Consider the following 25,749-nt stretch of genomic DNA (forward strand, 5'->3'; position numbering starts at 1 on the left):
GGCCGGTGCAATGGCAAGTGCGTTGGACATGAATACAAGATTGAACTCGATGACCGGCCATTCGCGTAGAGTCGAGCCGAAAACTTCGGCTGATTTAGATGCGTTGAAGACGATTATCCGCAAGAATTCTGGAGCGGCTGAAAAAAAGACACCCGTTCTGACCGGCAAAATGCCCGCCGCTAAGAAAATGCCCGCAACGGAAATCAACACTTCGGTCGCAATCAATTCATTGGATCATACCGTCGCGACCGCGTCAGAGATCGCAATGGATGATCTAAAGCGCATCTCTGGCATAGGTCCCAAGCTTGAGCAGGTTCTGAATGCCATGGGTATTCGAACTTATGCTCAAATAGCGGCTTGGACGGCCAGTGATTTGGCCGGGGTTGACGGTCAGCTCAAACTTGGAGGGCGAATTACTCGCGATGACTGGGTGGGACAGGCAAATGTTCTTGTGATGTCCAACGGGGCAGGTGAGTGATGGAGATCCATGCGACACGTGACGTACTTGACGTGCGCGACGCAAGTGTTGCCAGTTCCACATTTGACGACGTGAATCTGTCGAATACCCGTTTTCATAACGTCAATCTGTCGGCTGCCGTTATAGAAAAAGTGAATTTGAGTAATTCAAAGATTGAAGATGCCAATCTTTCCAATACATTGCTCCGAAATGTTAACATGAGCAATGTGAAGATCGAGAGCGCCTTGCTCGCAGGAATGATCGTCAATGGCGTTTCTGTGAAAGACCTGTTTGAAGCTTATGAATCGGCCAACCGCGCCGGAGAAGAATAATGGCGAAGATCAAAGTCGACGGTAAAGAAATCGAGGTACCGGATCACTACACGCTCCTGCAGGCTGCAGAAACGGCGGGTTCAGAGGTGCCACGGTTCTGTTTTCATGAGCGCTTGTCGATCGCCGGAAATTGCCGCATGTGCCTGATCGAAGTGAAGGGCGGGCCGCCTAAGCCGGCTGCATCCTGCGCGATGGGCGTGCGCGACCTGCGCCCTGGTCCCAACGGTGAGACGCCGGAGATTTTCACCAACACGCCGATGGTCAAGAAGGCCCGCGAAGGCGTGATGGAATTCCTGCTTATCAATCATCCGCTTGATTGCCCGATCTGCGATCAGGGCGGCGAATGTGATCTGCAGGATCAGGCAATGGCCTTCGGCGTCGATTCATCGCGCTACAAGGAAAACAAGCGCGCCGTTGAAGACAAATACATCGGTCCGCTCGTCAAGACGATCATGACACGCTGCATTCATTGCACGCGCTGCGTTCGCTTTACAACAGAGGTTGCAGGCATTTCCGAGCTTGGTCTGATCGGTCGCGGCGAGGACGCCGAGATCACCACATATCTCGAGCACGCAATGACGTCGGAACTACAGGGTAACGTAATCGACCTTTGCCCGGTTGGCGCACTGACGTCCAAGCCATACGCATTCCAGGCGCGTCCCTGGGAGCTGAACAAGACCGAATCCATCGATGTGATGGATGCGGTCGGCTCGGCCATCCGCGTCGATACGCGAGGCCGTGAAGTGATGCGCATCCTGCCGCGCGTCAACGAACAGGTGAACGAGGAATGGATTTCCGACAAGACTCGCTTCATCTGGGACGGCCTGCGTACCCAGCGCCTTGATCGGCCCTACGTCCGCAAGGACGGTCGCCTCGTTGCCGCTAGTTGGCCGGAAGCCTTTGATGCTATCAAAACAGCCGTCTCCAAGACGAAGGGTAGCAAGATCGGCGCCATTGCTGGTGATCTGGCAACTGTCGAGGAAATGTACGCTCTAAAGCTGTTGATGCAATCGCTTGGATCCGAAAACATTGATGCACGGCAAGATGGTTCTGTCCTCGATACGGCCAATGGACGCGCGTCCTATATATTCAACCCGTCAATCGATGGCATCGAACTCGCTGATGCGATTCTGATTATCGGCTCCAATCCACGTTTCGAGGCTTCATTGCTTAACGCTCGCATCCGCAAGCATTGGCGGGCCGCTGGAACGCCAATTGCGGTGATAGGAGAGCAAGCCGACCTTCGCTACAAATACGAGTATCTTGGAAGCGGTGCCGAGACCCTGGCGGAACTTGCCAATGGTTCCTTGAAGTTCCTGTCTGTACTGAAGAAAGCCCAAAACCCAATGATCATCATTGGGCAGGGCGCTTTATCCCGTGACGACGCCGCATCCGTGCTCGGTCTTGCGATCAAGATTGCCGCCGACACCGGCGCGCTCAGCGCCGAATGGAACGGCTTTGGTGTCATTCATACGGCTGCCAGCCGGGTTGGTGCGCTCGACATCGGGTTTGTGCCGGGGACAAGCGGCAAGACAGTCGCGGAGATGAAGGGTGCACTTGACGTGCTGTTCCTTCTCGGCGCCGACGAACTGAACTGGGAAAAGAGAAGCAAAGCCTTCACAGTTTATATCGGAACTCATGGCGATCAAGGCGCACACAACGCCGATGTGATCCTGCCCGGTGCGGCATATACCGAGAAGTCTGGTACGTACGTCAACACGGAAGGTCGCGTGCAGATGACCAATCGTGCTGGGTTTGCTCCGGGTAACGCCAAGGAAGATTGGGCGATCCTGCGGGCGTTGTCGGATGTGCTCGGCAAGAAATTGCCGTTCGACTCGCTGGCAGCCTTGCGTTCTGTCCTCTACGCGGAGTATCCGCATCTTGCTATGATCGATCACATCGAGGCCGGTGATCCTGCAGATGTCAAGAAGCTGGCAAATGCATCTGGTTCCGTTGTGAAAACTGCCTTTGTATCGCCGGTGAAGGATTTCTACTTGACCAATCCGATAGCACGCGCATCAGCCGTCATGGCCGAATGTTCCGCGCTTGCCAAGAGTGGCTTCAAGCAGGCGGCTGAGTAGGCGGAGAAGAAAACTGACATGGAAGAAATTTTCGCAACCTATATTCTGCCGCTGCTGATCATCCTCGGAAAATCACTTCTGATGCTGGTTGTGATGCTGCTGATCATCGCCTATCTGCTTTATGCGGATCGCAAGATCTGGGCGGCAGTTCAGCTGCGTCGGGGACCAAACGTTGTTGGGCCATTCGGTTTGCTGCAGTCGTTTGCCGATCTGCTAAAGTTCGTCGTCAAGGAGCCGATCATTCCATCCGGTGCCAACAAGGGCATTTTCCTGCTGGCGCCACTGGTTTCGTCTGTCCTTGCTATGGCGGCGTGGGCGGTCATCCCCGTCAACGAGGGCTGGGCGGTCGCCAATGTCAACGTTGGCATTCTTTATGTCCTCGCCATTTCTTCGCTCGAAGTTTACGGCGTGATCATGGCCGGTTGGGCGTCGAATTCGAAGTATCCTTTTCTCGGCGCCTTGCGCTCCGCGGCGCAGATGGTGTCTTACGAGGTTTCTATCGGCTTCGTCATCGTCACTGTTCTTCTATGCGTCGGTTCATTGAACCTGACCGATATCGTTAATTCACAGAGGGACGGCTTGGGCACGATCATCGGGCTGCCAAGCTCATTTCTAGACTGGCATTGGCTCGGTCTGTTCCCGATGTTCATCATCTTTTTCATCTCGGCACTGGCGGAAACTAACCGTCCGCCCTTCGATCTGGTTGAAGCGGAGTCGGAACTCGTCGCCGGTCACATGATCGAATATTCGTCTACCGCCTTCCTTTTGTTCTTCCTTGGCGAATACGTAGCAATTACACTGATGTGCGCGCTGACGACCATCATGTTCCTGGGCGGTTGGCTGCCACCGGTTGACGTGTGGTTCCTCAATTGGGTGCCCGGGGTGGTGTGGTTTCTGCTCAAGCTGTTCTTTTGCTTCTTCATGTTTGCCATGGTGAAGGCGTTCGTTCCGCGCTATCGCTACGACCAGTTGATGCGCTTGGGTTGGAAGGTGTTCCTGCCTATCTCGCTCTTCATGGTCATTGCGACTGCGGCCTTCCTTAAAATCACGGGTCTTACGCCATGAGTTCGAATACCGGTTCCTTGGCACAAGCTGCCAAATCCCTCCTGCTTCTGGAATTCGTCGGGGCGTTCTTTCTGTCGATGCGGCAGTTCTTTGCTCCGAAGGCAACGTTGAATTATCCATACGAGAAGGGTCCGCTCAGCCCGCGCTTTCGCGGCGAGCATGCGCTGCGTCGCTATCCCAACGGTGAAGAACGTTGCATCGCCTGCAAGCTATGCGAAGCGATCTGCCCGGCGCAGGCCATCACGATCGAAGCAGGTCCGCGCCGCAACGACGGAACGCGCCGCACCGTGCGTTATGACATCGACATGGTGAAGTGCATCTATTGCGGCTTTTGCCAAGAGGCATGTCCGGTTGATGCCATTGTCGAGGGACCAAACTTCGAGTTCGCCACGGAGAGCCGTGAGGAACTTTACTACGATAAGGACCGGCTGCTTGCTAACGGCGATCGCTGGGAGCGGGAACTGGCGCGCAACATCGCGATGGATGCGCCTTACCGGTAAACTTAAGTGCGCGCTTGTGTCCTTGAAAGGTAGCTTCTACCGGACCGGAACATGGGCTAAGAGGCTGCGAACACGCGAAATCGCGGGAATCGCATCAACGCAATTCCAGGGAAAGTGGGAACCGGTTTCCCGCCCAGAATTGCTGCAAGACGAAGTTAGAAATGGCAGGGAAGCTCTGCCGGAAATGGAAATCGGGGGAACCCATGCTGACAGGTATCGCGGCGGCGTTTTTTTATCTCTTCGCCTTCATAACCGTCGCCAGTGCGTTCATGGTGATCACGGCGCGCAATCCTGTGCACTCCGTGTTGTTCTTGATCCTCGCATTTTTCAATGCGGCAGGTTTGTTCCTTTTGACCGGCGCCGAGTTCCTGGCGATGATCCTGCTGGTTGTTTATGTCGGCGCGGTCGCGGTTCTGTTCCTCTTCGTTGTCATGATGCTTGATGTCGATTTCGCTGAACTGAAAAGCGGCGCGCTGCAATATGCGCCTATCGGCGCGCTTGTCGGCCTGATCCTTGCTGCTGAACTGATTATTGTTCTGGGCGGATCGGTCTTTGCACCGAAATTGGGAACAGTGGCGTTCCAACCAACGCCTGACGTGGCGACGCGCACCAATACGGCAGCACTCGGCGATATTCTCTATACTGACTACGTCTACTTCTTCCAGATTGCTGGTCTCGTCCTTCTGGTTGCGATGATCGGGGCGATCGTGCTGACGCTTCGTCACAAGCCGAACATCAAGCGCCAGAATGTTTCAGAACAGGTCGCACGCACGCCGGCGACGGCCATCGAGGTCAAACAGGTTGAAACAGGCAAGGGCCTGACAGAGGTGTCATGATGGAAATCGGTATCGCACATTATCTGACTGTTTCTGCCCTGCTGTTTACGCTCGGAATCTTCGGCATCTTCCTCAACAGGAAGAACGTCATCATCATCCTGATGTCGGTCGAATTGATCCTGCTCGCAGTTAACCTCAACTTTGTGGCGTTCTCCGCTGCACTGGGCGATTTGGTCGGCCAGGTGTTTGCACTGTTTGTCTTGACCGTTGCCGCTGCAGAAGCGGCGATTGGTCTTGCTATTCTCGTCGTGTTCTATCGCAATCGCGGGTCGATTGCCGTGGAAGACGTCAACATGATGAAAGGTTGACGGGGGCATGCTGTATCTGGCGATTGTCTTCCTTCCGCTACTTGGCTTCTTGATTGCTGGCCTTTTCGGCTCATCGATCGGTGCGAAGGCGAGCGAGTATGTCACGACCGGACTGTTGATCGTTTGCGCGGTCCTGTCCTGGATTGCTTTTGCGACAGTGGCACTCGGTCATGGCGAGGCGTTCAAGGTTCCAGTTGCACACTGGGTCGAGTCGGGTTCGTTAAGCTTCGACTGGGCGCTACGCATCGATACACTGACCGTGGTCATGCTGGTTGTCGTCAACACTGTCTCGGCGCTGGTCCATACATATTCGATCGGCTACATGCACCATGATCCGGATCGGCCGCGCTTCTTCGCCTATCTTTCACTCTTCACCTTCGCGATGTTGATGCTGGTGACCGGCGATAATCTGGTTCAGATGTTCTTCGGTTGGGAAGGTGTCGGCCTTGCTTCCTATCTTCTGATCGGCTTTTGGTTCAAGAAACCTTCGGCAAATGCAGCGGCCATTAAAGCCTTCGTTGTCAACCGCGTCGGCGATTTCGGCTTCCTGCTCGGCATATTCGCGCTGTTTGTGCTTTTCGATACGGTTCAGTTCGACACGCTTTTTGCTTCCGCGGCGCAGTATCTTCCGGCAGAGGGCGCTGCCGAGAGTGGTCAGACCGTTCTGAACTTCCTTGGCTATACCCTCGACAAACAGGGCGCGATTACTATTGCCTGCCTGCTGCTCTTTATGGGGGCGATGGGTAAGTCTGCGCAGTTCCTCCTGCACACCTGGTTGCCGGACGCCATGGAAGGCCCGACACCGGTCTCTGCGCTCATCCATGCAGCAACCATGGTCACGGCCGGCGTATTCATGGTTGCCCGCTTGTCGCCAATCTTCGAATTGTCGCATACTGCGTTGATTTTCGTGACATTCATCGGTGCAACCACAGCCTTCTTTGCCGCAACTGTTGGCCTCGTGCAGAACGACATCAAGCGCGTCATCGCTTATTCGACCTGTTCGCAGCTCGGGTACATGTTCGTTGCATTGGGTCTTGGTGCTTACGGTGCTGGCATCTTCCACCTGTTCACACACGCATTCTTCAAGGCGCTGCTGTTCCTTGGTGCAGGTTCCGTCATTCATGCTGTTTCGGATGAACAGGACATGCGCCATATGGGTGGTCTGCGTACGTTGATCCCTAAAACCTATTGGATGATGATCGTCGGGACTGTTGCCCTCACAGGATTGGGCATTCCAGGGACGCTTATCGGTACGGCAGGGTTCTTCTCGAAGGACATGATCATCGAATCCGCGTTCGCGTCGCACAGCCCAATGGCCAGTTACGCGTTTATCCTTCTTGTCGTGGCCGCGATCTTCACCAGTTTCTATTCATGGCGTCTGATTTTCATGACTTTCCACGGCAAGCCGCGCGCCAGCCACGACGTGATGCATCATGTGCATGAGTCGCCCTATGTCATGCTGGTCCCGCTGTTCATTCTGGCGGCCGGAGCACTGTTCGCCGGTGTCATATTCCGCGAATATTTCTTCGGGCATGAGTATGCGGAATTCTGGAAGGGCGCGATCTTCACGGGGCCGGAAAACGAAATCCTCGAAGAGCATCATCACGTGCCGTTCCTCGTTGCAATGTCACCCTTCCTGGCGATGGCCGTTGGATTCATCGTTGCCTGGTACTTCTATATTCGCTCGCCCGAGACACCGAGACAGCTCGCTGCACAGCATCCTGGCCTCTACCAGTTCCTGCTCAACAAGTGGTACTTTGACGAGCTCTACGACTTCCTGTTCGTACGTCCGACAAAGGCTCTCGGCCGCTTCCTGTGGAAGCAGGGTGATGGCTGGCTGATCGACGGGCATGGTCCGGACGGAATTTCCGCACGCGTGGTTGACGTCACCAACCGGGTGGTTCGTCTGCAATCCGGTTACCTTTATCACTATGCGTTCGCGATGCTCATCGGGGTCGCCGCACTCGTCACGTGGATGATGCTCGGGAGCAATTTCTGATGACCGACTGGCCAATTCTCTCGACTGTTACCTTCCTGCCATTGGTCGGTGCCTTTTTCGTTCTGATGATCCGGGACGACAGCGATGCTGCACGCCGCAACATCCGCAATGTGACCCTCTGGACGACGATCATCACGTTCCTGCTCTCACTGCCGATCTGGTATTATTTCGACAACGGCCAAGCCGGGTTTCAGTTTGTCGAGAAGGCTGACTGGCTCGACTCCGGAATTTCCTACCACATGGGCGTCGACGGCATTTCAATGCTGTTCGTCATCCTTACCACGTTCCTGATGCCGCTTTGCATTCTGGCGAGCTGGGAAGCGATCCAGACACGCGTCAAAGAATATATGATCGCGTTCCTGGTTCTCGAAACGCTGATGATTGGCGTGTTCTGCGCGCTCGATATCGTGCTGTTCTACGTGTTCTTCGAAGCCGTCCTCGTGCCGATGTTCATCATTATCGGTGTCTGGGGCGGCAAGAGGCGCGTCTATGCCAGCTTCAAATTCTTCCTCTATACCTTGCTCGGCTCCGTGCTGATGCTGCTTGCTATCATGGCAATGTACTGGCAGGCCGGTACGACGGATATTCCGACCTTGCTTAGCTACAAGTTCCCGGCGTCGTTGCAGACTTGGTTGTGGTTCGCCTTCTTTGCCTCGTTTGCGGTCAAGATGCCGATGTGGCCGGTGCACACATGGTTGCCTGATGCCCACGTTGAGGCGCCGACGGCGGCGTCCGCCATTCTGGCCGGCATCTTGTTGAAGCTTGGCGGTTATGGATTCATTCGTTTCTCGCTGCCGATGTTCCCGATCGCATCGGCCGATTTTGCACCGCTGATCTATACGCTCTCCGTGGTCGCCATCATCTACACATCACTCGTTGCGCTGGCGCAGCAAGATATAAAGAAGCTGATTGCCTATTCATCCGTTGCCCATATGGGCTATGTCACGATGGGCATCTTCGCAGCCAACGAGCAGGGCATTCAAGGCGCGATATTCCAGATGCTCTCGCACGGCCTGGTATCCAGCGCGCTGTTTCTCTGCGTCGGTATTGTCTACGACAGAACCCATACGCGCGAGATCGCGGCCTATGGCGGCCTTGTCAATAACATGCCGAAATATGCAGTTGTGTTTATGATCTTCACCATGGCCAACGTTGGTCTACCGGGTACATCAGGATTCATTGGTGAGTTTTTGACGTTGCTTGGTGTTTTCCGCGTGAACACCTGGGTTGCCCTTTTCGCGACCAGCGGCGTCATTTTCTCGGCGGCCTATGCGCTGTGGCTCTATCGGCGCGTCATATTCGGATCGTTGGACAAGGAAAGCCTGAAGTCGCTTCTGGATATGTCGCCGCGTGAAAAGGCTGTTATCTACCCGCTGGTAATCCTCACCATTTTCTACGGCGTATATCCGATGCCCATCTTTGATGCGACGGCAAGCTCCGTACACGCTCTGATCAACCAATATAATAACGCGCTGTCCTCAGCGGCCACACTGGCGTTGAAATAGCAGGAAGAGGCCAAGGCCGATGCAGACCGATATGATTGCCAATCTGACGCTCATGGCTCCTGAGCTCCTGATCACGGTGGGCGCACTGGCGCTACTGATGATCGGCGCATTTTCTGGGGAGCGGGCCTATTCGCTTGTCAACAGTCTGACGGTAGCCATCTTGCTCGTGGCGCTGGCGCTTGTCGTTCTGTTCCCGCAAGACGGTCATGTCTTCGGTCGCGCTTTCGTCACCGATCCGTTCTCTCGCTTCATGAAGGTTCTGACCTTGGTCGGATCTGTGGTGACGCTTGTCATGTCGGTCGGTTTTGCCAAATCAGAGAAGTACGACAAGTTCGAGTTCCCGATTCTTGCCCTTCTGGCGACGCTCGGCATGCTGCTGATGATTTCGGCCAATGACACACTATCGCTCTATCTCGGTCTGGAACTGCAGTCGCTTGCACTCTATGTGGTCGCGGCGATCAATCGTGATAGCGCACGCTCGACGGAAGCTGGCCTCAAATATTTCGTTCTCGGGGCGCTTTCGTCAGGCATGCTCCTATACGGAATTTCTTTGGTCTATGGCTTTACAGGGCATACCGGTTTCGAAGCAATTGCGCAGGCACTGAGCAGTTCCGAGCGGCAGCTTGGCGTTGTGTTTGGTCTCGTATTCATCTTTGCGGGTCTTGCCTTCAAGATTTCGGCGGTACCGTTCCACATGTGGACGCCGGACGTCTATGAGGGCGCGCCTACACCGGTCACCGCCTTCTTCGCGACTGCGCCTAAAATGGCCGCCATGGCATTGTTTACACGTGTTGCCGTCGAGACTTTCCAGCCCATCACCCATGATTGGCAACAGATCATCGTGTTTATCGCGATCGCATCCATGGTCCTTGGGGCGTTCGCTGCCATTGGCCAGCGGAATATCAAGCGTCTTATGGCCTATTCCTCAATCAGCCACATGGGCTACGCACTTGTCGGGCTCTCCGCCGGTACACTGGTTGGGGTCCGCGGTGTTGCGATCTATATGCTGATCTATCTGGTCACGACACTTGGCACATTCGCCTTTATTCTTGCCATGCGTCGCAAGGAGGGCAATGTCGAGTCGATCGGCGATCTTGCCGGCCTGTCACGGACGAATCCGATCATGGCGACCATCCTTACGATCCTGATGTTCTCGTTGGCCGGTATTCCCCCGCTCGCTGGGTTCTGGGGCAAATGGTATACCTTCCTTGCAGCCATGCAGGCCAACCTTTATGCGCTGGCTATCATTGGTATCGTGGCGTCGGTCGTCGGTGCGTTTTACTATCTGCGCATCATCAAGATCATGTGGTTCGACGAACCCGTCGGCGCCTTCGTTCCCATGGCGGGCGAGTTGCGGCTTGTCCTTGGAGTATCTGGCATGCTGGTGCTATTCTACGTCCTGGTGGGCGGCCCGGTCAGCACGTTTGCGAACGCTGCTGCCCAGACGTTTTTCTAGGAGCTCGATGGGATTCTCACTTTCGCCTCTGGCAGATCAAGACGGATTTCGGCTGGAGGCATTCGATACGATCGGCTCAACCAACGCCGTGGCATTGGAGCGTGCGCAGGCTGGTGATCCCGGGAAACTTTGGATCGTCTCCAAACAGCAGGAGAGCGGTCGCGGAAGGCGAGGACGCGCCTGGACTACCTCCCATGGCAATCTCGCTGCTTCGCTGCTCTTGACCGGAAACTTCGAGCTGAAAACTGCCGCAACGCTTGGTTTCGTCGCGGGGCTGTCCCTTGCCGACGCCTTGGATGCTGTTTGTCCCGCGGCGGCATTCAAAGTAGGAATCGATGGAGCGGGAAATAGCGGGAGCGGCAAATCCGTTTTGCGAGTTGAACTGAAATGGCCGAATGATCTTTTGGCCGACGGTGCAAAGCTTGCGGGCATTCTTTTGGAATCGACACAACTGCCGAACAATCGGTTGGCGATCGTTGTCGGTATTGGTGTCAATGTAGTCGTCTACCCTGATGATGTCCCTTATCCAGCTACTTCGCTGATGAAGCTCGGCGCAAATTGCGACGCAGAAACACTTTTTCTGGCGTTGTCAGATGCATGGCAAGAAAATAGCAGAATCTGGAGTGAGGGCCGGGGACTAGCCGAGATTCGCAAGCGCTGGCTCGCACGGGCGGCGGGTGTGGGTAGCGAGGTCGCCGTCCGAGTCGACGGAGCGGTGCTGCGTGGTATATTCGAGACTATCGATGAAGATTGCCGCTTTGTCATTCGCGACAATGAAGGCGGACGGGTAAAGATTGCCGCTGGCGACGTTCATTTTGGTGCTGTGGCATCGGCAAACGCTGAGTAGATTTTAGTTTAGGAGTATAAATGGCCAATTCCGATCAAGCAGAACTTGTTTTCCTTCCCCTAGGTGGTGTCGGCGAGATCGGGATGAACCTGGCAATGTACGGCTATGGTCCTGCGCACAAACGCGAGTGGGTCGTAGTCGATATGGGCGTGAGCTTTGCCGGCCCGGATCTTCCTGGGGCAGATCTAGTGTTTCCGGATATTCGTTTCCTGCAAGCGGAACGCCACAATCTCAAGGGCATCGTCATAACGCATGCCCACGAGGATCATTACGGAGCGTTGCTTGACCTTTGGCCATTGCTGAACGTTCCCGTTTATGCGACGCCGTTCGCGGCAGGTCTGCTTGCTGCCAAGCGTCAGTCGGAACCCGGCGCGCCAAATATTCCTGTAACGATCTACCGTGCAGGTGAGACGTTTAACGTGGGGCCATTCGAGTTCGAAGCGATCGCTGTTACGCACTCGATTCCCGAACCGGTTTCGCTGGCGATCAAGACACCGTTGGGTACGGTCATTCACACCGGCGACTGGAAGATGGATCCGGAACCTTCGCTCGGACCGCTCATCAATGGAGCGCGGTTTCGTGCACTCGGCGACGAGGGCGTGCTCGCGATGATGTGCGATTCCACCAATGCTTTGCGCGATGGTGAGTCCCCGTCCGAGCGAGAAGTAGGTGAGAGCCTGCGAGAGATCATAGAAAATGCCCGCGGCCGCGTTGCGATAACGACGTTCTCATCGAATGTCGGGCGCATTCGCTCGATAGCTTTGGCAGCGCGCGATGCCGGCAGGCAAACGCTGGTTCTCGGCCGATCGATGAAGCGCATGATCGATGTGGCGAGCGAGCTTGGCTATCTCTATGGCGTTCCCGAATTCCTGTCTGAAGATGATTACGGCTATATACCGCGCGAAAACATGGTGATCATCTTGACTGGCAGCCAAGGCGAGCCACGCGCGGCTCTTGCCAAGCTCGCGCGCGACGAAATGCGCAACGTTGCGTTATCGGCGGGCGATACGGTGATCTATTCGTCGCGGCCAATTCCCGGCAACGAAAAGCCAATCATCGACACGAAAAACTTGTTGATCGAGCAGGGCATCCACATCATTTCCGACGGCGATCAGTTGGTGCATGTCTCCGGTCATCCGCGCCGCAATGAATTGAAGCGCATGTACGAGTGGGTGCGTCCGCGCATCCTCGTACCCGTGCATGGCGAAGCCGCGCATCTCGTTGGACAGGGTTCGCTGGCGGCGATGGCGGGAATTCCGGAAGTACCGCAGGTGCGCAATGGCGACGTTTTGCGGCTAGCGCCGGGCAGGGCGGAAATCATTGATCAGGCTCCGATTGGCCGGTGGTACAAAGACGGCAAGCTCATCGGTGACGAGGAAGAGGTTGGCATCGTTGATCGTCGCAAGCTTTCCTATGTCGGACATGTTGCGGTTTCGATGCTGCTTGACGAGAAATTTAACATCATGGAGGACCCAGAAATCGTTCCGATCGGGCTTCCGGAAAATGACGCCGAAGGTGAGCTGCTCGAGGATCTGCTGTACGATGCAGCGGTGAGTGCTGTGCAAAGTATTCCGCGCGAAAAACGCAAGGATATTGCCATGGTGCGCGAAGCAGTGCGCAGGGCAGTTCGAGCCGCAGCCAATGAGGTTTGGGGTAAAAAGCCCGTGGTTACGGTTTTCGTGACCCGCCCATAAGGAAACGCCCATGCTGGGACGTCTCAATCATATCGCGATCGCCGTGCCTGACCTGGAAGCAGCGTGCGTGATTTATCGCGATACGCTTGGGGCAAAGCTGACCCAGCCGCAAGCCTTGTCAGAACATGGCGTCACCGTCGTCTTCATCGATGTTGGCAATACAAAGATCGAATTGCTGGAACCCTTGGGCGCGGACTCGCCCATCGCCGCATTTCTGGCTAAAAACCCGTCAGGCGGTATGCACCATGTCTGCTACGAAGTGCCCGATATCCATGCGGCGCGCGATCGGTTAAAAAAGCAGGGTGCGCGCATTCTTGGTGATGGAGAACCGACGATCGGCGCGCACGGCAAGCCCGTTATTTTTCTTCACCCGAAGGATTTTAGCGGAACGCTGATTGAACTGGAGCAAGAATAAGAATGCCAATCGCGACAGCAATGGCGGTGTATTTCATATTTTGGTGGCTCACTCTTTTCACAATGCTGCCAATTGGCCTTCGCACGCAGGCAGATGAAGATGATGTTACGCTGGGAACAACGCCCAGCGCACCGCACAAGCACCGTATGGGCCGGGTTTTCCTGCTGACGACGATTGTGGCCACAATCATATTTGCCATATTCTATGTAGTGAATGAGGTGCTGGGCTACGGAGTAAACGATCTGCCGGTATTTTTCCCGCAACTGGAATGAATTTCGCCAGTTAGAATTGCCCGTCCCGAAAAAAATCAAATTAGCTTGCTAATGAAATTGGCTGCGGCGCGGACCGGTAATCTCTCACATCGTTCCTACCGCCATTTTATTCACAATGAAGTGTTGGAGGCTGAAGCGCCAAGAGGCAAGTGATAGATTACTTCAAGAAAATACAGCAACGCATTGATTCAACGAAATCAGACAAAAAAAATGCAAGGCTTTCACCTTGCATTTTAAAGATCGCGTCTGACCAGATCCACTTGCGTGGCGGCTGCGGAAAACCGCGCCTAGGTCACATCCTCCCAAGACTTTGACCGCGTAGGAAAGCAGAAATATTCTTACTTTCTCCTTATGATTAAAAAAATAGCGGACTGCCTGCGAAATGTCACGAAAAATATTCGTTCTTGTCATTTTTTGCTTACATATCCGGCAAGGCAGTGAATCTCTTATAAATCTTCGGCTGCTTCATTTGGCGTTACGGGTTCCCAATACGTCGGGAAGCCGGTAAAGAAACATCACTTTGCACTTGGTTTTGCCTGATTCTTAAAGCACTCAGGCGATGTTCAATTTGGTGATTCTCCATGCGGCTTTCCCGTTATCTTCTACCTATCCTGAAAGAAAACCCCAAGGAGGCGGAAATCGTCTCCCATCGCCTGATGTTGCGTGCAGGCTTGATACGCCAGGAATCGGCGGGTATCTATGCCTGGTTGCCGGCGGGTCTGCGAGTTCTGAACAAGGTGAGCGCCATTGTTCGCGAGGAGCAGAATCGTTCCGGTGCAATTGAACTCCTCATGCCGACAATCCAGTCCGCCGATCTTTGGCGCGAAAGCGGACGCTATGACGCCTACGGCGACGAGATGCTGCGCATCAAGGATCGCGGTGATCGCGACATGCTCTTTGGTCCGACGAATGAGGAAATGATCACCGAGATTTTCCGCGCCTATGTCAAATCTTACAAAGACTTGCCGCTCAATCTTTATCATATTCAGTGGAAGTTTCGCGACGAGCGCCGTCCGCGTTTCGGTGTCATGCGGTCGCGCGAATTCCTGATGAAGGATGCCTATTCCTTCGATCTTGATTTTGAAGGTGCGAAAGCGGCATACAATCGCATGTTCGTTGCCTATCTGCGCACGTTTTCGCGACTGGGTATCAAAGTCATTCCCATGCGGGCCGATACGGGTCCGATCGGCGGCGATCTCAGCCATGAATTCATCATTCTCGCCGATACAGGCGAGAGCCAGGTTTTCTGCGATCGCGCCTATCTCGATCTGCCCGTGCCCGGTCCCGATACCGACTTTAATGATGATGCGCAGATTGCTGATATCGTTAAGCGCTGGACCACGCCTTATGCTGCCACCGACGAAATGCATGACGAGGCGGCGTGGGAAAAGGTCGGTGCTTCGGAGCAACTCGCTGCTCGCGGTATCGAAGTGGGCCACATTTTCCACTTTGGAACGAAATATTCCGAACCGATGGGCGCCAAGGTAACCGGACCGGATGGCAAGGACTACCCGGTTTCAATGGGGTCCTACGGTATTGGGCCGTCACGTGTGGTCGCTGCAATCATCGAAGCGTCGCATGACGAGAACGGCATTATCTGGCCGAAAGCCGTTGCGCCATTCGGTGCGGGCATCGTGAACATGAAACCCGGCGACGCAGCCTGCGACGCCGTTTCGGCTAAATTGTACGATGCGTTGACCAATGCCGGCCTTGAGCCCCTGCTCGACGATACTGATGATCGCCCGGGTGCCAAGTTCGCCACAATGGATCTGTTTGGGCTGCCCACACAGGTGATAGTCGGCCCGCGCGGCGTTGCGGCCGGCGAAGTCGAGATCAAGGACCGTGCAACCGGCGAGCGCGAGACTTTGAGTGTGGAAGCTGCGCTCAACAAGCTCGCGGGCGTTCAGGCAGGAATTTTATGAGCGAAAAGGCAGTCACCGCGCCGAACGGTTCCAAGCCGTTCTCAGCCTATGAACGTATGATCGCCTGGCGCTATTTGCGTGCCCGGCGCAAGGAAACGTTCATTTCCGTGATTGCCGGATTCTCTTTTACCGGGATCATGCTTGGCGTTGCAACGTTGATCATCGTGATGGCAGTGATGAACGGCTTTCGCGCTGAACTCTTGACGCGCATCCTCGGCATCAACGGTCATGTTATCATGCAGCCGATGGATCGGCCTTTCGACGATTACGATGCGGTCATCAAACGCGTCGACGCTGTCCCCGGTGTCTCCTTTGCCATTCCAGTTGTCGAGGGACAGGTGTTGGCCAAAGGTAATGTCGGGGCAGGGGCTGGCGCCTTGGTCCGCGGCTTGCGCGAGGAAGACATTGCGAAACTTCAGCTTGTTTCCAAGAACGTGCGCCAAGGTACGTTTCAGGGATTCAACACGGCTGGCGGCGTCGCTATCGGGACGCGTATGGCTGAAAATATGGGTCTCGGTCTCGGTGATAAACTGACTTTGATATCTCCGGACGGGGATGTAACGCCCCTCGGCATGGCTCCGCGTGTCAAATCCTATCCGGTTACGGCCATATTCGAGATCGGCATGTCCGAGTATGACGCATCGATCGTACTTATGCCGCTCGATGAATCGCAGCTCTATTTCAACCAGGAAAACAAGGTTCAATCGATCGAGATATTCGCCGATAATCCGGACAATATCGACGCGTTGAAGAAACCGATCGAGGATGCGGCACAGCGGTCGATCATGCTCACCGACTGGCGTCAGCGCAATCAGACGTTCTTTTCCGCCCTTCAGGTTGAGCGCAATGTCATGTTCATGATTCTGACGTTGATCGTTCTCGTCGCGGCTCTCAATATCATCTCCGGACTGATAATGCTGGTGAAGGACAAGGGGCATGACATTGCCATCCTTCGGACCATGGGGGCGACGCGAAACTCGATCCTGCGCATCTTTCTTATGACGGGTGCTGCGATCGGTGTGACCGGAACGATTGCAGGTGTGGTTCTTGGCGTCGTTGTATGTCTCAACGTTGAACGAATCAGAGAATTCTTTTCCTGGATTTCCGGCACCACGCTGTTCAATCCTGAACTCTATTTCTTGAGCACCTTACCCGCCAAAATGGATTTCAACGAGACCTTCTCGGTCATTCTCATGGCATTGGTCCTGTCATTTCTGGCAACGCTGTTTCCAGCATGGCGCGCAGCCAAGCTCGATCCCGTTGAAGCCTTGAGGTACGAATAAAATGGTGGCAGGGCCAATTTTGCAGCTGATGAATGTCGGCCGCCGTTATGATGAGATTGGCCGTGAGTTGGTCATTCTCAACGACGCCAGCTTTTCGCTTGGCAAAGGCGAGATGGTGGCGCTTGTCGCGCCTTCCGGGGCCGGTAAGTCGACATTGCTGCATACGGCTGGATTGCTTGAACGACCGGACAGCGGCGATGTTATTCTGGACGGCAGGTCTTGCGGATCGCTTTCCGATGAAGAGCGTACGGCCATACGGCGAAACGACATCGGCTTCGTCTATCAGTTCCATCACCTTCTGCCGGAATTCACGGCACTCGAAAACGTTATGATGCCGCAGTTGATTCGCGGCATGAAGCCGGCGGTGGCGTCGGAACGCGCGCAGCAGCTACTCGATTATATGAAGGTTGGCGCGCGTGCTTCGCACCGCCCTAGCGAACTCTCCGGCGGCGAGCAGCAGCGTGTAGCTATTGCCCGTGCCGTGGCGAACGCACCCTTGGTGCTCCTCGCTGACGAACCGACAGGCAATCTCGATCCGGTGACATCTTCCTATGTGTTCGAAGCACTCGAAGCGCTTGTGAGACAGTCGGGACTGTCAGCCATGATCGCCACTCATAATTTTGAGCTGGCGCGTCGCATGGACAGGAGGGTGACGCTCAAGGACGGCAAAATCACCAACCTCTGATCACGCAACCCCATTTTACCTTCCATTAATATTTCGAAAACCATTGCACCAATGGGCGACTTGATGTGCTTGACTTTGGAACAAAAAAAGAACAAAAGATAGACATACAGACAACGAAGAAGGGTTTTACCGATGAGCGAACTTTTCCAGGATGTTATGTCATTCGTTACAGTCAGCCTGTTCATTGCGACGTTTGCAATGTGGGTCAGTGCAATCTGATGAGGTCGGGATCACTGCAAAGGAACGTTTTGAGTGCTTGCGATCTCGATTCTTGTCCACCGATGAAAATACCTGAAGCCTCAATACTGGTGGACACCTCACCGCGCATGTCCGACTATAAATGCGCGGTGAATCAGTTTCGTTTTCGGAGACAGAATAATTGGCAGATGGACAGACCAACAGCAGTCTAAGCGTCGCGAGCAAACAAGCGCTGCGCTTCGTCCACCTTCGAGTACATTCTGCGTATTCCTTACTTGAAGGCGCCCTGCAGGTCCCGAAAGTCATTGATCTCGCCGTTGCCAACAAGGCGCCGGCGATTGCGATTACCGACACTAATAATCTTTTTGGCGCTCTTGAATTTGCCCAGAAAGGATCGAAGGCGGGCCTACAGCCCATTATTGGCTGTCAGCTTGATATCGCCTTTCATGACCAGGCGGAGGAAAGCCGCAGCGCTAACAGACGCGAAGCGCTGGGACTGGCGCCGCTCGTCCTCCTTGCGGCCACGGAGGCAGGCTATGCCAATCTCGTGCGCCTCGTGAGTCGTGCGTACCTCGAAACCCCAGCCGGTGATCCGGTGCATATCACGTCGGCATGGCTTAAAGGTCGTACGGACGGTATCATCGCTTTGTCTGGCGGTCCCGAAGGGCCCATCGCCAAATCGATCAAGGATGATCGGATTGATCGTGCACGGCAGCGGTTGAACTATTTGAAATCGCTGTTCGGTGATCGGCTCTACGTCGAACTCCAGCGTCATCGTGGTTACGATCGCGCATTGGAAGCAGCGCAGGTTGAACTTGCCTACGAACTGGAACTGCCACTCGTGGCGACGAACGATGTGTTTTTTTCGAAAAGTGCTGATTATGAAGCGCACGATGCACTTTTGGCGATTGCCTCTGGTTCGCTTCTGTCGATTGACGATCGCCGCAGGTTGACACCGGACCACTGTCTCAAGAGCGAAGACGAGATGGTGGGGTTATTTGCTGATCTGCCTGAGGCGGTTGAGAACACTGTAGAGATCGCACTGCGTTGTTCCTACTATCCCAAGAACCGTGCGCCGATTTTGCCGCGCTTTACTGGCGAGAGTGATGACCCGGAAGCGGCATTGCAGGCCGAAGCCCATGAGTTGGCGCGCCAGGCGAGGGAGGGCCTTGCGCAGCGTATCCAGACACTGGGTTTAGCCGGTGGCCATACAGCCGAGCAATATTCGGAACGGCTGGAATACGAGATTTCTATCATTACCCGGATGAAATATCCGGGTTACTTTCTGATCGTTGCCGACTTTATCAAATGGGCCAAAGCTCATGATATCCCGGTCGGTCCTGGACGTGGATCAGGCGCGGGTTCGCTTGTCGCCTATGCCCTGACGATCACAGACGTCGATCCGCTTCGGTTCTCCCTGCTCTTCGAGCGCTTTCTTAATCCGGACCGCGTCTCGATGCCGGACTTTGATATCGACTTCTGCCAGGAACGCCGCGATGAGGTTATTCGCTATGTTCAGGGCAAATATGGCCGTGATCAAGTAGCGCAGATCATAACCTTCGGTACGCTCCAGGCTCGCGCCGTATTGCGCGACGTCGGACGTGTATTGGAAATGCCATATGGACAAGTCGACCGCCTGACCAAGATGGTGCCGGCAAACCCGGCGAATCCTGTGACACTGTCCAAGGCAATCGAAGATGAGCCGCGATTGCGGGAAGAACGTGACAAGGAGCCGGTCGTCGAGCGGTTGCTCGACATATCACTGAAGCTGGAGGGACTTTATCGCCACGCATCGACTCATGCGGCGGGTATCGTCATTGGAGATCGGCCTTTGTCGGAACTGGTGCCGATGTACCGCGATCCGCGTTCGGATATGCCGGTTACGCAGTTCAACATGAAAATGGTTGAAGAAGCCGGGCTGGTCAAATTCGATTTTCTTGGTCTGAAAACGCTGACAGTTCTTCAGACAGCCGTCAATCTGCTCAAGCGGCGCGGCATCACAGTGGACCTCTCGAATCTGCCGTTCGACGACAAGCACACTTACGAGATGCTGTCCCGCGGCGAGACAGTCGGCGTGTTCCAGGTGGAAAGCACCGGTATGCGAAAGGCGCTGATCGGCATGCGGCCGGACCGGATCGAGGATATCATCGCGCTCGTCGCGCTCTATCGGCCGGGCCCGATGGAGAACATCCCGACCTACAATGCGCGCAAGAATGGCGATGAAGAGATGGCGTCGATCCATCCGAAAATCGATCATCTGGTCAAGGAAACACAAGGCGTCATCATTTACCAGGAACAGGTGATGCAGATCGCGCAGGAAATGTCGGGCTATACGCTCGGCGAAGCCGATCTTCTTCGTCGTGCCATGGGCAAGAAGATCCGCGCCGAGATGGACATGCAGCGGGTCCGATTCGTTGATGGAGCCGTCGAGCGTGGTGTGACCAAGCCGCAAGCCAACTTCATCTTCGACCTGTTGGCCAAGTTTGCGGATTACGGATTCAACAAATCCCACGCCGCAGCCTATGCGATCGTGTCGTTCCAAACCGCCTACATGAAGGCCCACTATCCAGTTGAATTCCTTGCCGCATCAATGACATACGACATGTCCAACACGGACAAGCTCAACGATTTCCGCCGGGAAGCTGTGCGGCTTGGCATCGAAGTCGTCACGCCATCGGTCAATACGTCTTACCGTTTGTTCGAGGTTGGCGACAACCGAATCTTCTATTCGCTGGCGGCCATCAAGGGCGTTGGCGAAGCGGCTGTCGATCATATTGTCGAGAAGCGCGGTGCGACGCCCTACGCCAGCCTCGAGGATTTCTGCGAGCGGATCGACCCGCGTGTGGTCAACCGCCGAGTCTTCGAAAGCCTTATAAATGCTGGGGCTTTCGACTGTTTCGGGCGTGAACGGCCTGCGCTGATTGCCGGGCTCGACAGGATTATCGGTCATGCACAACGCACGCAGGAAGACAGCGTTAGCGGTCAGGCGGATATATTCGGGGGAATGGCCGCAACTGCCCAAACGATCCAACTCCCCGCGGCTGCACCGTGGCTTTCGGCGGAGAAGTTGCGACGGGAGTTCGAAGCGGCGGGGTTCTACCTCTCGGCGCATCCGCTCGACGAGTACCGGGCAGTGCTGGAAAAGATGCGCGTCCAGACCTGGTCGGAGTTTTCGGCGGCGGTCAAGCGCGGCGCCAATGCAGGGCGTCTTGCCGGGACAATTACGGCCAAGCAGGAGCGCAAGACCAAAACCGGCAACAAGATGGGAATTATCCAATTCTCTGATTCTTCAGGACAATTCGAGGCGGTGCTCTTTTCCGAAGCTCTTGCGCAGTACCGCGACCTGCTTGAGCCCGGTCGGTCGGTAGTGGTCACTGTCGGCGCCGAAGATCGTCCGGAGGGCATTAGTCTGCGCATCCAGACAGCTCAATCGCTCGAAGACGAGGCGACCCGGATGCAGAAAGCATTGCGCCTTTATATGCGTTCCAGCGAACCATTAAGCGCCGTTACTCCCTATCTGGTGCCGCAAAACGACGGCCAGGTAGTCAGTTTGATCCTGATCAAGGAAAATGGCGCAACCGAAGTGGAGATCGAATTGCCGAACCGCTATCGTGTCGGTCCCCAGGTCGCCAGTGCAATGAAAGCCATACCGGGAATTGTGGAAGTCGAGATGGCCTGAGGGACAATCCCTCAACCAGTTACAACTGAATTGCAATTATGGGTAGAAATTTTCGTTCCAGATTCGGCTATTCTTGTTCCAGATTTGGAGAGTCTTGTCCCATATTCACTGGTTTTCGTTTGAATCCGTATCGTCTGGCCGAGCTTCGACTCGAGATTTGACCCTGCCGAACGTGTATCCGGTCTCGACAGCATTGTTGCCGAATTTCCCGCGGAGCTTGTCTATCGCCGTTTCGGCAACCGCGCGTTTAGTCGCTTGAATATCGACAAGGTCGAGAGGGTCAGCGCGATCATCGTTGCCAAGGTCGCTGACGCCGATTCCGAGCAGACGAAATCGCGTGCCGTCGATTTCTTTTTCAAGCAGCGAAAAACCGGTGCGGAAAATCCGGTCGGCCAGTTGTGTCGGATCGGCCAACTGGCGGTTTCGGGTTCTTAGTTTGAAATCCCGAGACTTCAATTTGAGAACGACGGTCCTTCCCGCGATGTCCGCAGCTTTGAGGCGCCTCGAGACCTTTTCCGACAAAGATCGCAATATCGGCGTGAGCTCTTCAAGCGAGGCGATATCTTCATTGAAGGTCGTTTCAGCAGATACACTTTTGCTCTCGCTGTCAGGTTCTACACGGCGCGTATCAAGCCCCCGCGATAGACGGTAGAGGCGCTGCCCCATCGTACCATAGGCAGCCATCAAGGGGCCAAGTTCCATCGTCTGAAGTTGGCCTATGGTGCGAATGCCATCGCGCTCCAGCGTTGCATTGAACGCCTTGCCGACACCCCATATCATGGTCACCGGCTTATCCGCCAGGAAAGTGGGGGCCTCTTGTTGTCCGATGATGGAAAAGCCGCGTGGCTTCTCGAAGTCCGAGGCAATCTTTGCGAGAAACTTGCAATAGGAAATGCCGACCGAAACGGAAAGCCCCATTTCTCGTTCTACTCGATTTGAAAAATGCGCCATCACACGGGAAGGTGGATCGTGATGCAGACGCTCGGTCCCCGACAGATCCAGAAAGGCTTCGTCGATTGACAACGGCTCGACCAAAGGCGTCAAATCGCGCATCATCTGCCGGATCTCGCGACCAACGCGGGCATATTTTTCCATGTCGGGACTGATGACGACAGCGTGCGGACAAGCCTCCAGAGCTTTGAACATCGGCATCGCCGACTTCACACCATGGATGCGCGCTACATAGCAAGCTGTTGAAACGACGCCGCGTTTCCCGCCGCCAATAATAACAGGCTTGTTTCGCAATTCCGGATTGTCGCGCTTTTCTACCGACGCATAGAACGCATCGCAGTCCACATGAGCGATGCTGAGGCGATAGAGTTCGGGATGACGCAGCAAACGCGGGCTGCCACAAATATGGCAGCGTTTGCCGACGGATGCCTGAGCTGCCAGACAGTCACGGCAAAAACCAAATCTCGGATCGTTGAGGGTTGCCATCGGGGTCCGGAACATAAAAGGAACGAGCAGACATTAGCGAAGGTGCCTTTACCTTGCAACGACCCGCCGAAGCCTATCAACCGTTCAATCGATATCTTGCCGTCCACCAGGAAGGAGCTGAAGGGCGTCCTGGAATCGGGCAGGATCTGTTCCTGTTGCCTCGCAATAGCGCAGTAACGTCGGTTCGTGCCCAAGGTAGAACTGGAGAACGCCCGCCAGAAATCCCGGCTCGCCGGCCGCCGTCCGAATCCGATCGGCGGTAATTCCGGTCAGAGCAAGGAACCGGGCAAGCAACTCGCTGTCGTCGCCCAGGAATAGCAATGCATTGATGGCCAAGGTTTCCGCGTCGCCGAGATTGATCTGATTCCTCATTTACACCGCCTGTCCATGGTTTGCCGGGTCCTGCAACCCAGAATAGTACGTCTCACAGTCCTACACGCTATTTCGCGTGCCCAAATTTCGCTGTAGCCGGTTGAATATGATCAAAAGAAGATGTTCAATAAATCCTTGGTTAAACATGATCAGCAGCATTTCGGGATTGGGCTGAAGAGTTACCTTTTCATCAATCATCACAGGCTATCAAATGCATCCATACAGTTGGGGCTGCGACCTGATCTTTGTCCCATAGTTCTTCACGGACGGCGCGCGTCTTTCAAGCATGATCAACAGGAAATTGCCGATGGTAAAGAAAGTGATGATCGTCGAGGATAATGAGCTTAACATGAAGCTCTTCCGCGATCTGATTGAAGCCAGCGGCTATGAGACCATCCGGACCCGCAATGGGCTGGAAGCACTCGATCTGGCTCGCGAACATCGGCCGGATCTCATCCTCATGGATATTCAGCTGCCCGAGGTGTCGGGCTTGGAAGTCACGAAGTGGCTGAAGGCGGACGACGATCTGCATGCAATCCCGATCATCGCCGTTACCGCTTTCGCCATGAAAGGCGACGAAGAACGTATCCGGCAGGGCGGTTGCGAGGCCTATATCTCAAAACCCATCTCGGTGCCGAAGTTCATCGAAACCATCAAATCTTATCTTGGCGACGCTTGATCGTCAGGGGAGTAAAATATGACGGCCCGCATTCTAGTCGTTGACGATGTTCCCGCCAATGTGAAGCTGCTCGAAGCACGGCTGAGCGCGGAATATTATGAAGTCGTCACGGCATCGGACGGCTATCAGGCCTTGGAGATCTGCGAGAACAGCAATGTTGACCTCATTCTGCTTGATATCATGATGCCAGGGTTGGACGGCTTCGAAGTTTGCCGCAGACTGAAGTCGCAAGCCTCTACTGCACACATCCCTGTGGTGCTGGTCACAGCTCTGGATCAGGACACAGACCGGATTACCGGACTGAACTTTGGCGCTGATGATTTCCTGACCAAACCCGTAAACGATTTGCAACTTCTTGCACGCGTGAAGAGCTTGGTGCGGTTGAAGAACCTGACCGACGAGCTGCGGTTGCGCGTTGCTACTACCCGCGATGTTGGGTTGGAGTCGATCTTGCGGTTCCCAATTGGCAGCGAGGGCAGCGCCAAGAACGCCCGTGTTCTGCTGATCGATGAACGACCCGAAAGCGTCGAGCGGATTCAGCGTATATTGGCCGACGAAGGAGTCGTAGATGTTCAAACGGATCCGCAAACGGGATTCTTCGACGCTATCCAAGGCAACCATGATTGCCTGATCATTTCGTCAAGCTTCACAAATTTTGACCCGCTGCGCATCTGTGCGCAATTGCGGTCGCTCGACAACACGCGATCGCTGCCTATCATCCTAGTGGCGGATCGGGGTGAAGAACCGTTGATCCGGCGCGCCTTGGAATTGGGTGTGAACGACTATCTGGTGCGACCGCTGAACCCGAATGAATTGCTGGCGCGGTTGCGCACACAGCTTCGACGAAAAGCCTATCATGACGGTTTGCGCGCCAGTGTCGTCAAGACCTACGAAATGGCGGTGACGGATAGCCTGACCGGTTTGCATAATCGTCTCTACCTTGAGACGCATCTGGCAACCTTGTTCAAGCGCGCTGTCGAACGCCGGCGGCCCTTGTCCATTCTCATGACCGATATCGACCGGTTCAAGCTGATAAACGATACGCATGGTCACGACGGCGGGGACGAGGTATTGCGGGAATTTGCAAGGCGCTTGCGGCGGAATGTACGCGGCAGCGATCTTGCGAGCCGCTATGGCGGTGAGGAGTTTTTCATAGTGATGCCGGATACTGATTCGGCGCTCGCTGCGGTTGTGGCCGAGCGCATCAGGCGCGAAGTCGCAGCGACACCATTTGTTGTCAATCAAAGCGGGACCGGCGCTCCCGTAACAATCAGCATCGGTATTGCCAGTGTGCTGACCAAGGATGACACCGTCCAAAGTCTGTTGAAGCGGGCCGACGACGCTCTTTACGGCGCAAAGGCTGCTGGACGCAATCGCGTTGTGTCGGCTGCGGCCTGACGAATAAAAATCAAGGGGTCATGGAATTTACAAACAAAAATGCCGCCCTGAAGGCGGCATTTTTGTTTCCGGAACAACAAGATTACTTGATCTTGGTTTCCTTGAATTCAACGTGCTTGCGTGCGACCGGGTCGTACTTGCGGAAAGACATCTTCTCCGTCTTGGTACGGCTGTTCTTGCTCGTAACGTAGAAGAAACCGGTGTCAGCGGTCGACAGAAGCTTGATCTTGATATTCGCAGCCTTGGCCATTTTCAGTTTACCTGTTCTGATTATTGAGGACCGCTATGCAAGTCCAGCAACGTGGCCATAAGCGGAAATTCGGCCGGAC

The 25,749-nt window shown here is 54.9% G+C and carries 23 protein-coding genes; 20 read left to right on the plus strand and 3 right to left on the minus strand.

Going from position 1 to position 25,749, the window contains the following annotated elements; all coding sequences use genetic code 11:
- The first annotated feature begins 22 nt into the window (after positions 1-22).
- From C7476_RS07755 to dnaE, 18 genes are all read left to right on the plus strand, one after another.
- Positions 23-478, plus strand: coding sequence for a helix-hairpin-helix domain-containing protein (locus tag C7476_RS07755; protein WP_210207784.1), 456 nt, complete (start codon positions 23-25; stop codon positions 476-478).
- Positions 478-789, plus strand: a complete 312-nt coding sequence (locus tag C7476_RS07760) for a pentapeptide repeat-containing protein (protein ID WP_114429301.1) — start codon at positions 478-480, stop codon at positions 787-789. The genes C7476_RS07755 and C7476_RS07760 overlap by 1 nt, the downstream gene beginning before the upstream one ends.
- Complete coding sequence (gene nuoG, locus C7476_RS07765) at positions 789-2,870, plus strand: NADH-quinone oxidoreductase subunit NuoG (RefSeq protein ID WP_114429302.1); 2,082 nt, start codon at positions 789-791, stop codon at positions 2,868-2,870. Before C7476_RS07760 ends, nuoG begins: the two co-directional genes overlap by 1 nt.
- 18 nt (positions 2,871-2,888) lie before the next feature.
- Positions 2,889-3,935: an NADH-quinone oxidoreductase subunit NuoH gene (gene nuoH, locus C7476_RS07770; RefSeq protein ID WP_114429303.1), complete on the plus strand. Its 1,047-nt coding sequence runs from the start codon at positions 2,889-2,891 to the stop codon at positions 3,933-3,935.
- Positions 3,932-4,435 (plus strand): NADH-quinone oxidoreductase subunit NuoI, encoded by a 504-nt coding sequence (gene nuoI / locus C7476_RS07775; RefSeq protein WP_112530897.1) that lies wholly within the window; start codon positions 3,932-3,934, stop codon positions 4,433-4,435. Before nuoH ends, nuoI begins: the two co-directional genes overlap by 4 nt.
- 203 nt (positions 4,436-4,638) lie before the next feature.
- Positions 4,639-5,271 (plus strand): NADH-quinone oxidoreductase subunit J, encoded by a 633-nt coding sequence (locus C7476_RS07780; protein WP_114429304.1) that lies wholly within the window; start codon positions 4,639-4,641, stop codon positions 5,269-5,271.
- Positions 5,271-5,579 (plus strand): NADH-quinone oxidoreductase subunit NuoK, encoded by a 309-nt coding sequence (gene nuoK, locus C7476_RS07785; RefSeq protein WP_112530899.1) that lies wholly within the window; start codon positions 5,271-5,273, stop codon positions 5,577-5,579. The genes C7476_RS07780 and nuoK overlap by 1 nt, the downstream gene beginning before the upstream one ends.
- A 7-nt stretch (positions 5,580-5,586) precedes the next feature.
- Positions 5,587-7,578 carry an NADH-quinone oxidoreductase subunit L gene (gene nuoL, locus C7476_RS07790; protein ID WP_181872379.1) on the plus strand — a complete coding sequence of 664 codons (1,992 nt, stop codon included), beginning with the start codon at positions 5,587-5,589 and terminating at the stop codon, positions 7,576-7,578.
- Positions 7,578-9,083 (plus strand): NADH-quinone oxidoreductase subunit M, encoded by a 1,506-nt coding sequence (locus C7476_RS07795; protein ID WP_114429305.1) that lies wholly within the window; start codon positions 7,578-7,580, stop codon positions 9,081-9,083. The genes nuoL and C7476_RS07795 overlap by 1 nt, the downstream gene beginning before the upstream one ends.
- 19 nt (positions 9,084-9,102) lie before the next feature.
- Positions 9,103-10,539, plus strand: coding sequence for an NADH-quinone oxidoreductase subunit NuoN (nuoN, locus tag C7476_RS07800; RefSeq protein WP_114429306.1), 1,437 nt, complete (start codon positions 9,103-9,105; stop codon positions 10,537-10,539).
- Between the two features lie 7 nt (positions 10,540-10,546).
- Positions 10,547-11,386, plus strand: a complete 840-nt coding sequence (locus tag C7476_RS07805) for a biotin--[acetyl-CoA-carboxylase] ligase (protein ID WP_114429307.1) — start codon at positions 10,547-10,549, stop codon at positions 11,384-11,386.
- A gap of 20 nt (positions 11,387-11,406) precedes the next feature.
- Positions 11,407-13,080, plus strand: a complete 1,674-nt coding sequence (locus C7476_RS07810) for a ribonuclease J (protein ID WP_114429308.1) — start codon at positions 11,407-11,409, stop codon at positions 13,078-13,080.
- Between the two features lie 10 nt (positions 13,081-13,090).
- On the plus strand, positions 13,091-13,495 hold the full coding sequence (gene mce, locus C7476_RS07815; protein ID WP_114429309.1) for a methylmalonyl-CoA epimerase: 405 nt from the start codon (positions 13,091-13,093) through the stop codon (positions 13,493-13,495).
- A gap of 2 nt (positions 13,496-13,497) precedes the next feature.
- Entirely contained in the window at positions 13,498-13,767 is a 270-nt protein-coding gene (locus tag C7476_RS07820) for a DUF1467 family protein (protein ID WP_114429310.1), read from the plus strand.
- A 581-nt stretch (positions 13,768-14,348) separates the two neighbouring features.
- Positions 14,349-15,689, plus strand: coding sequence for a proline--tRNA ligase (proS, locus tag C7476_RS07825; protein ID WP_114429311.1), 1,341 nt, complete (start codon positions 14,349-14,351; stop codon positions 15,687-15,689).
- The gene (locus C7476_RS07830) at positions 15,686-16,972 is read left to right on the plus strand and encodes a lipoprotein-releasing ABC transporter permease subunit (protein WP_112530907.1); all 1,287 of its coding nucleotides are present in this window, start codon (positions 15,686-15,688) and stop codon (positions 16,970-16,972) included. Before proS ends, C7476_RS07830 begins: the two co-directional genes overlap by 4 nt.
- Position 16,973: 1 nt before the next feature.
- Positions 16,974-17,657, plus strand: a complete 684-nt coding sequence (locus C7476_RS07835; RefSeq protein ID WP_114429312.1) for an ABC transporter ATP-binding protein — start codon at positions 16,974-16,976, stop codon at positions 17,655-17,657.
- Positions 17,658-18,036: 379 nt separating this feature from the next.
- A complete protein-coding gene (dnaE, locus tag C7476_RS07840; protein ID WP_114429313.1) occupies positions 18,037-21,534 on the plus strand; it encodes a DNA polymerase III subunit alpha in 3,498 nt (1,165 codons plus the stop codon).
- 105 nt (positions 21,535-21,639) lie between these two features.
- On the opposite strand, the gene C7476_RS07845 is transcribed toward dnaE, so the two are convergent.
- Together C7476_RS07845 and C7476_RS07850 are read right to left on the minus strand one after the other, a co-directional pair.
- Positions 21,640-22,971 (minus strand): DNA polymerase IV, encoded by a 1,332-nt coding sequence (locus C7476_RS07845; protein ID WP_425373955.1) that lies wholly within the window; start codon positions 22,969-22,971, stop codon positions 21,640-21,642.
- An 84-nt stretch (positions 22,972-23,055) separates the two neighbouring features.
- On the minus strand, positions 23,056-23,343 hold the full coding sequence (locus tag C7476_RS07850; RefSeq protein ID WP_114429315.1) for a DUF3572 domain-containing protein: 288 nt from the start codon (positions 23,341-23,343) through the stop codon (positions 23,056-23,058).
- A gap of 307 nt (positions 23,344-23,650) precedes the next feature.
- Here C7476_RS07850 and C7476_RS07855 point away from each other — a divergent pair, with 307 nt between their 5' ends.
- Both C7476_RS07855 and C7476_RS07860 read left to right on the plus strand, forming a co-directional pair.
- The gene (locus C7476_RS07855) at positions 23,651-24,022 is read left to right on the plus strand and encodes a response regulator (protein WP_114429316.1); all 372 of its coding nucleotides are present in this window, start codon (positions 23,651-23,653) and stop codon (positions 24,020-24,022) included.
- Between the two features lie 18 nt (positions 24,023-24,040).
- Positions 24,041-25,420, plus strand: coding sequence for a PleD family two-component system response regulator (locus tag C7476_RS07860; RefSeq protein ID WP_114429317.1), 1,380 nt, complete (start codon positions 24,041-24,043; stop codon positions 25,418-25,420).
- An 82-nt stretch (positions 25,421-25,502) separates the two neighbouring features.
- On the opposite strand, the gene rpmG is transcribed toward C7476_RS07860, so the two are convergent.
- Positions 25,503-25,670 (minus strand): 50S ribosomal protein L33, encoded by a 168-nt coding sequence (gene rpmG / locus C7476_RS07865; RefSeq protein WP_008122896.1) that lies wholly within the window; start codon positions 25,668-25,670, stop codon positions 25,503-25,505.
- Positions 25,671-25,749: the final 79 nt, after the last annotated feature.

Source organism: Phyllobacterium bourgognense (assembly GCF_003337575.1).
Taxonomy (GTDB): domain Bacteria; phylum Pseudomonadota; class Alphaproteobacteria; order Rhizobiales; family Rhizobiaceae; genus Phyllobacterium; species Phyllobacterium bourgognense.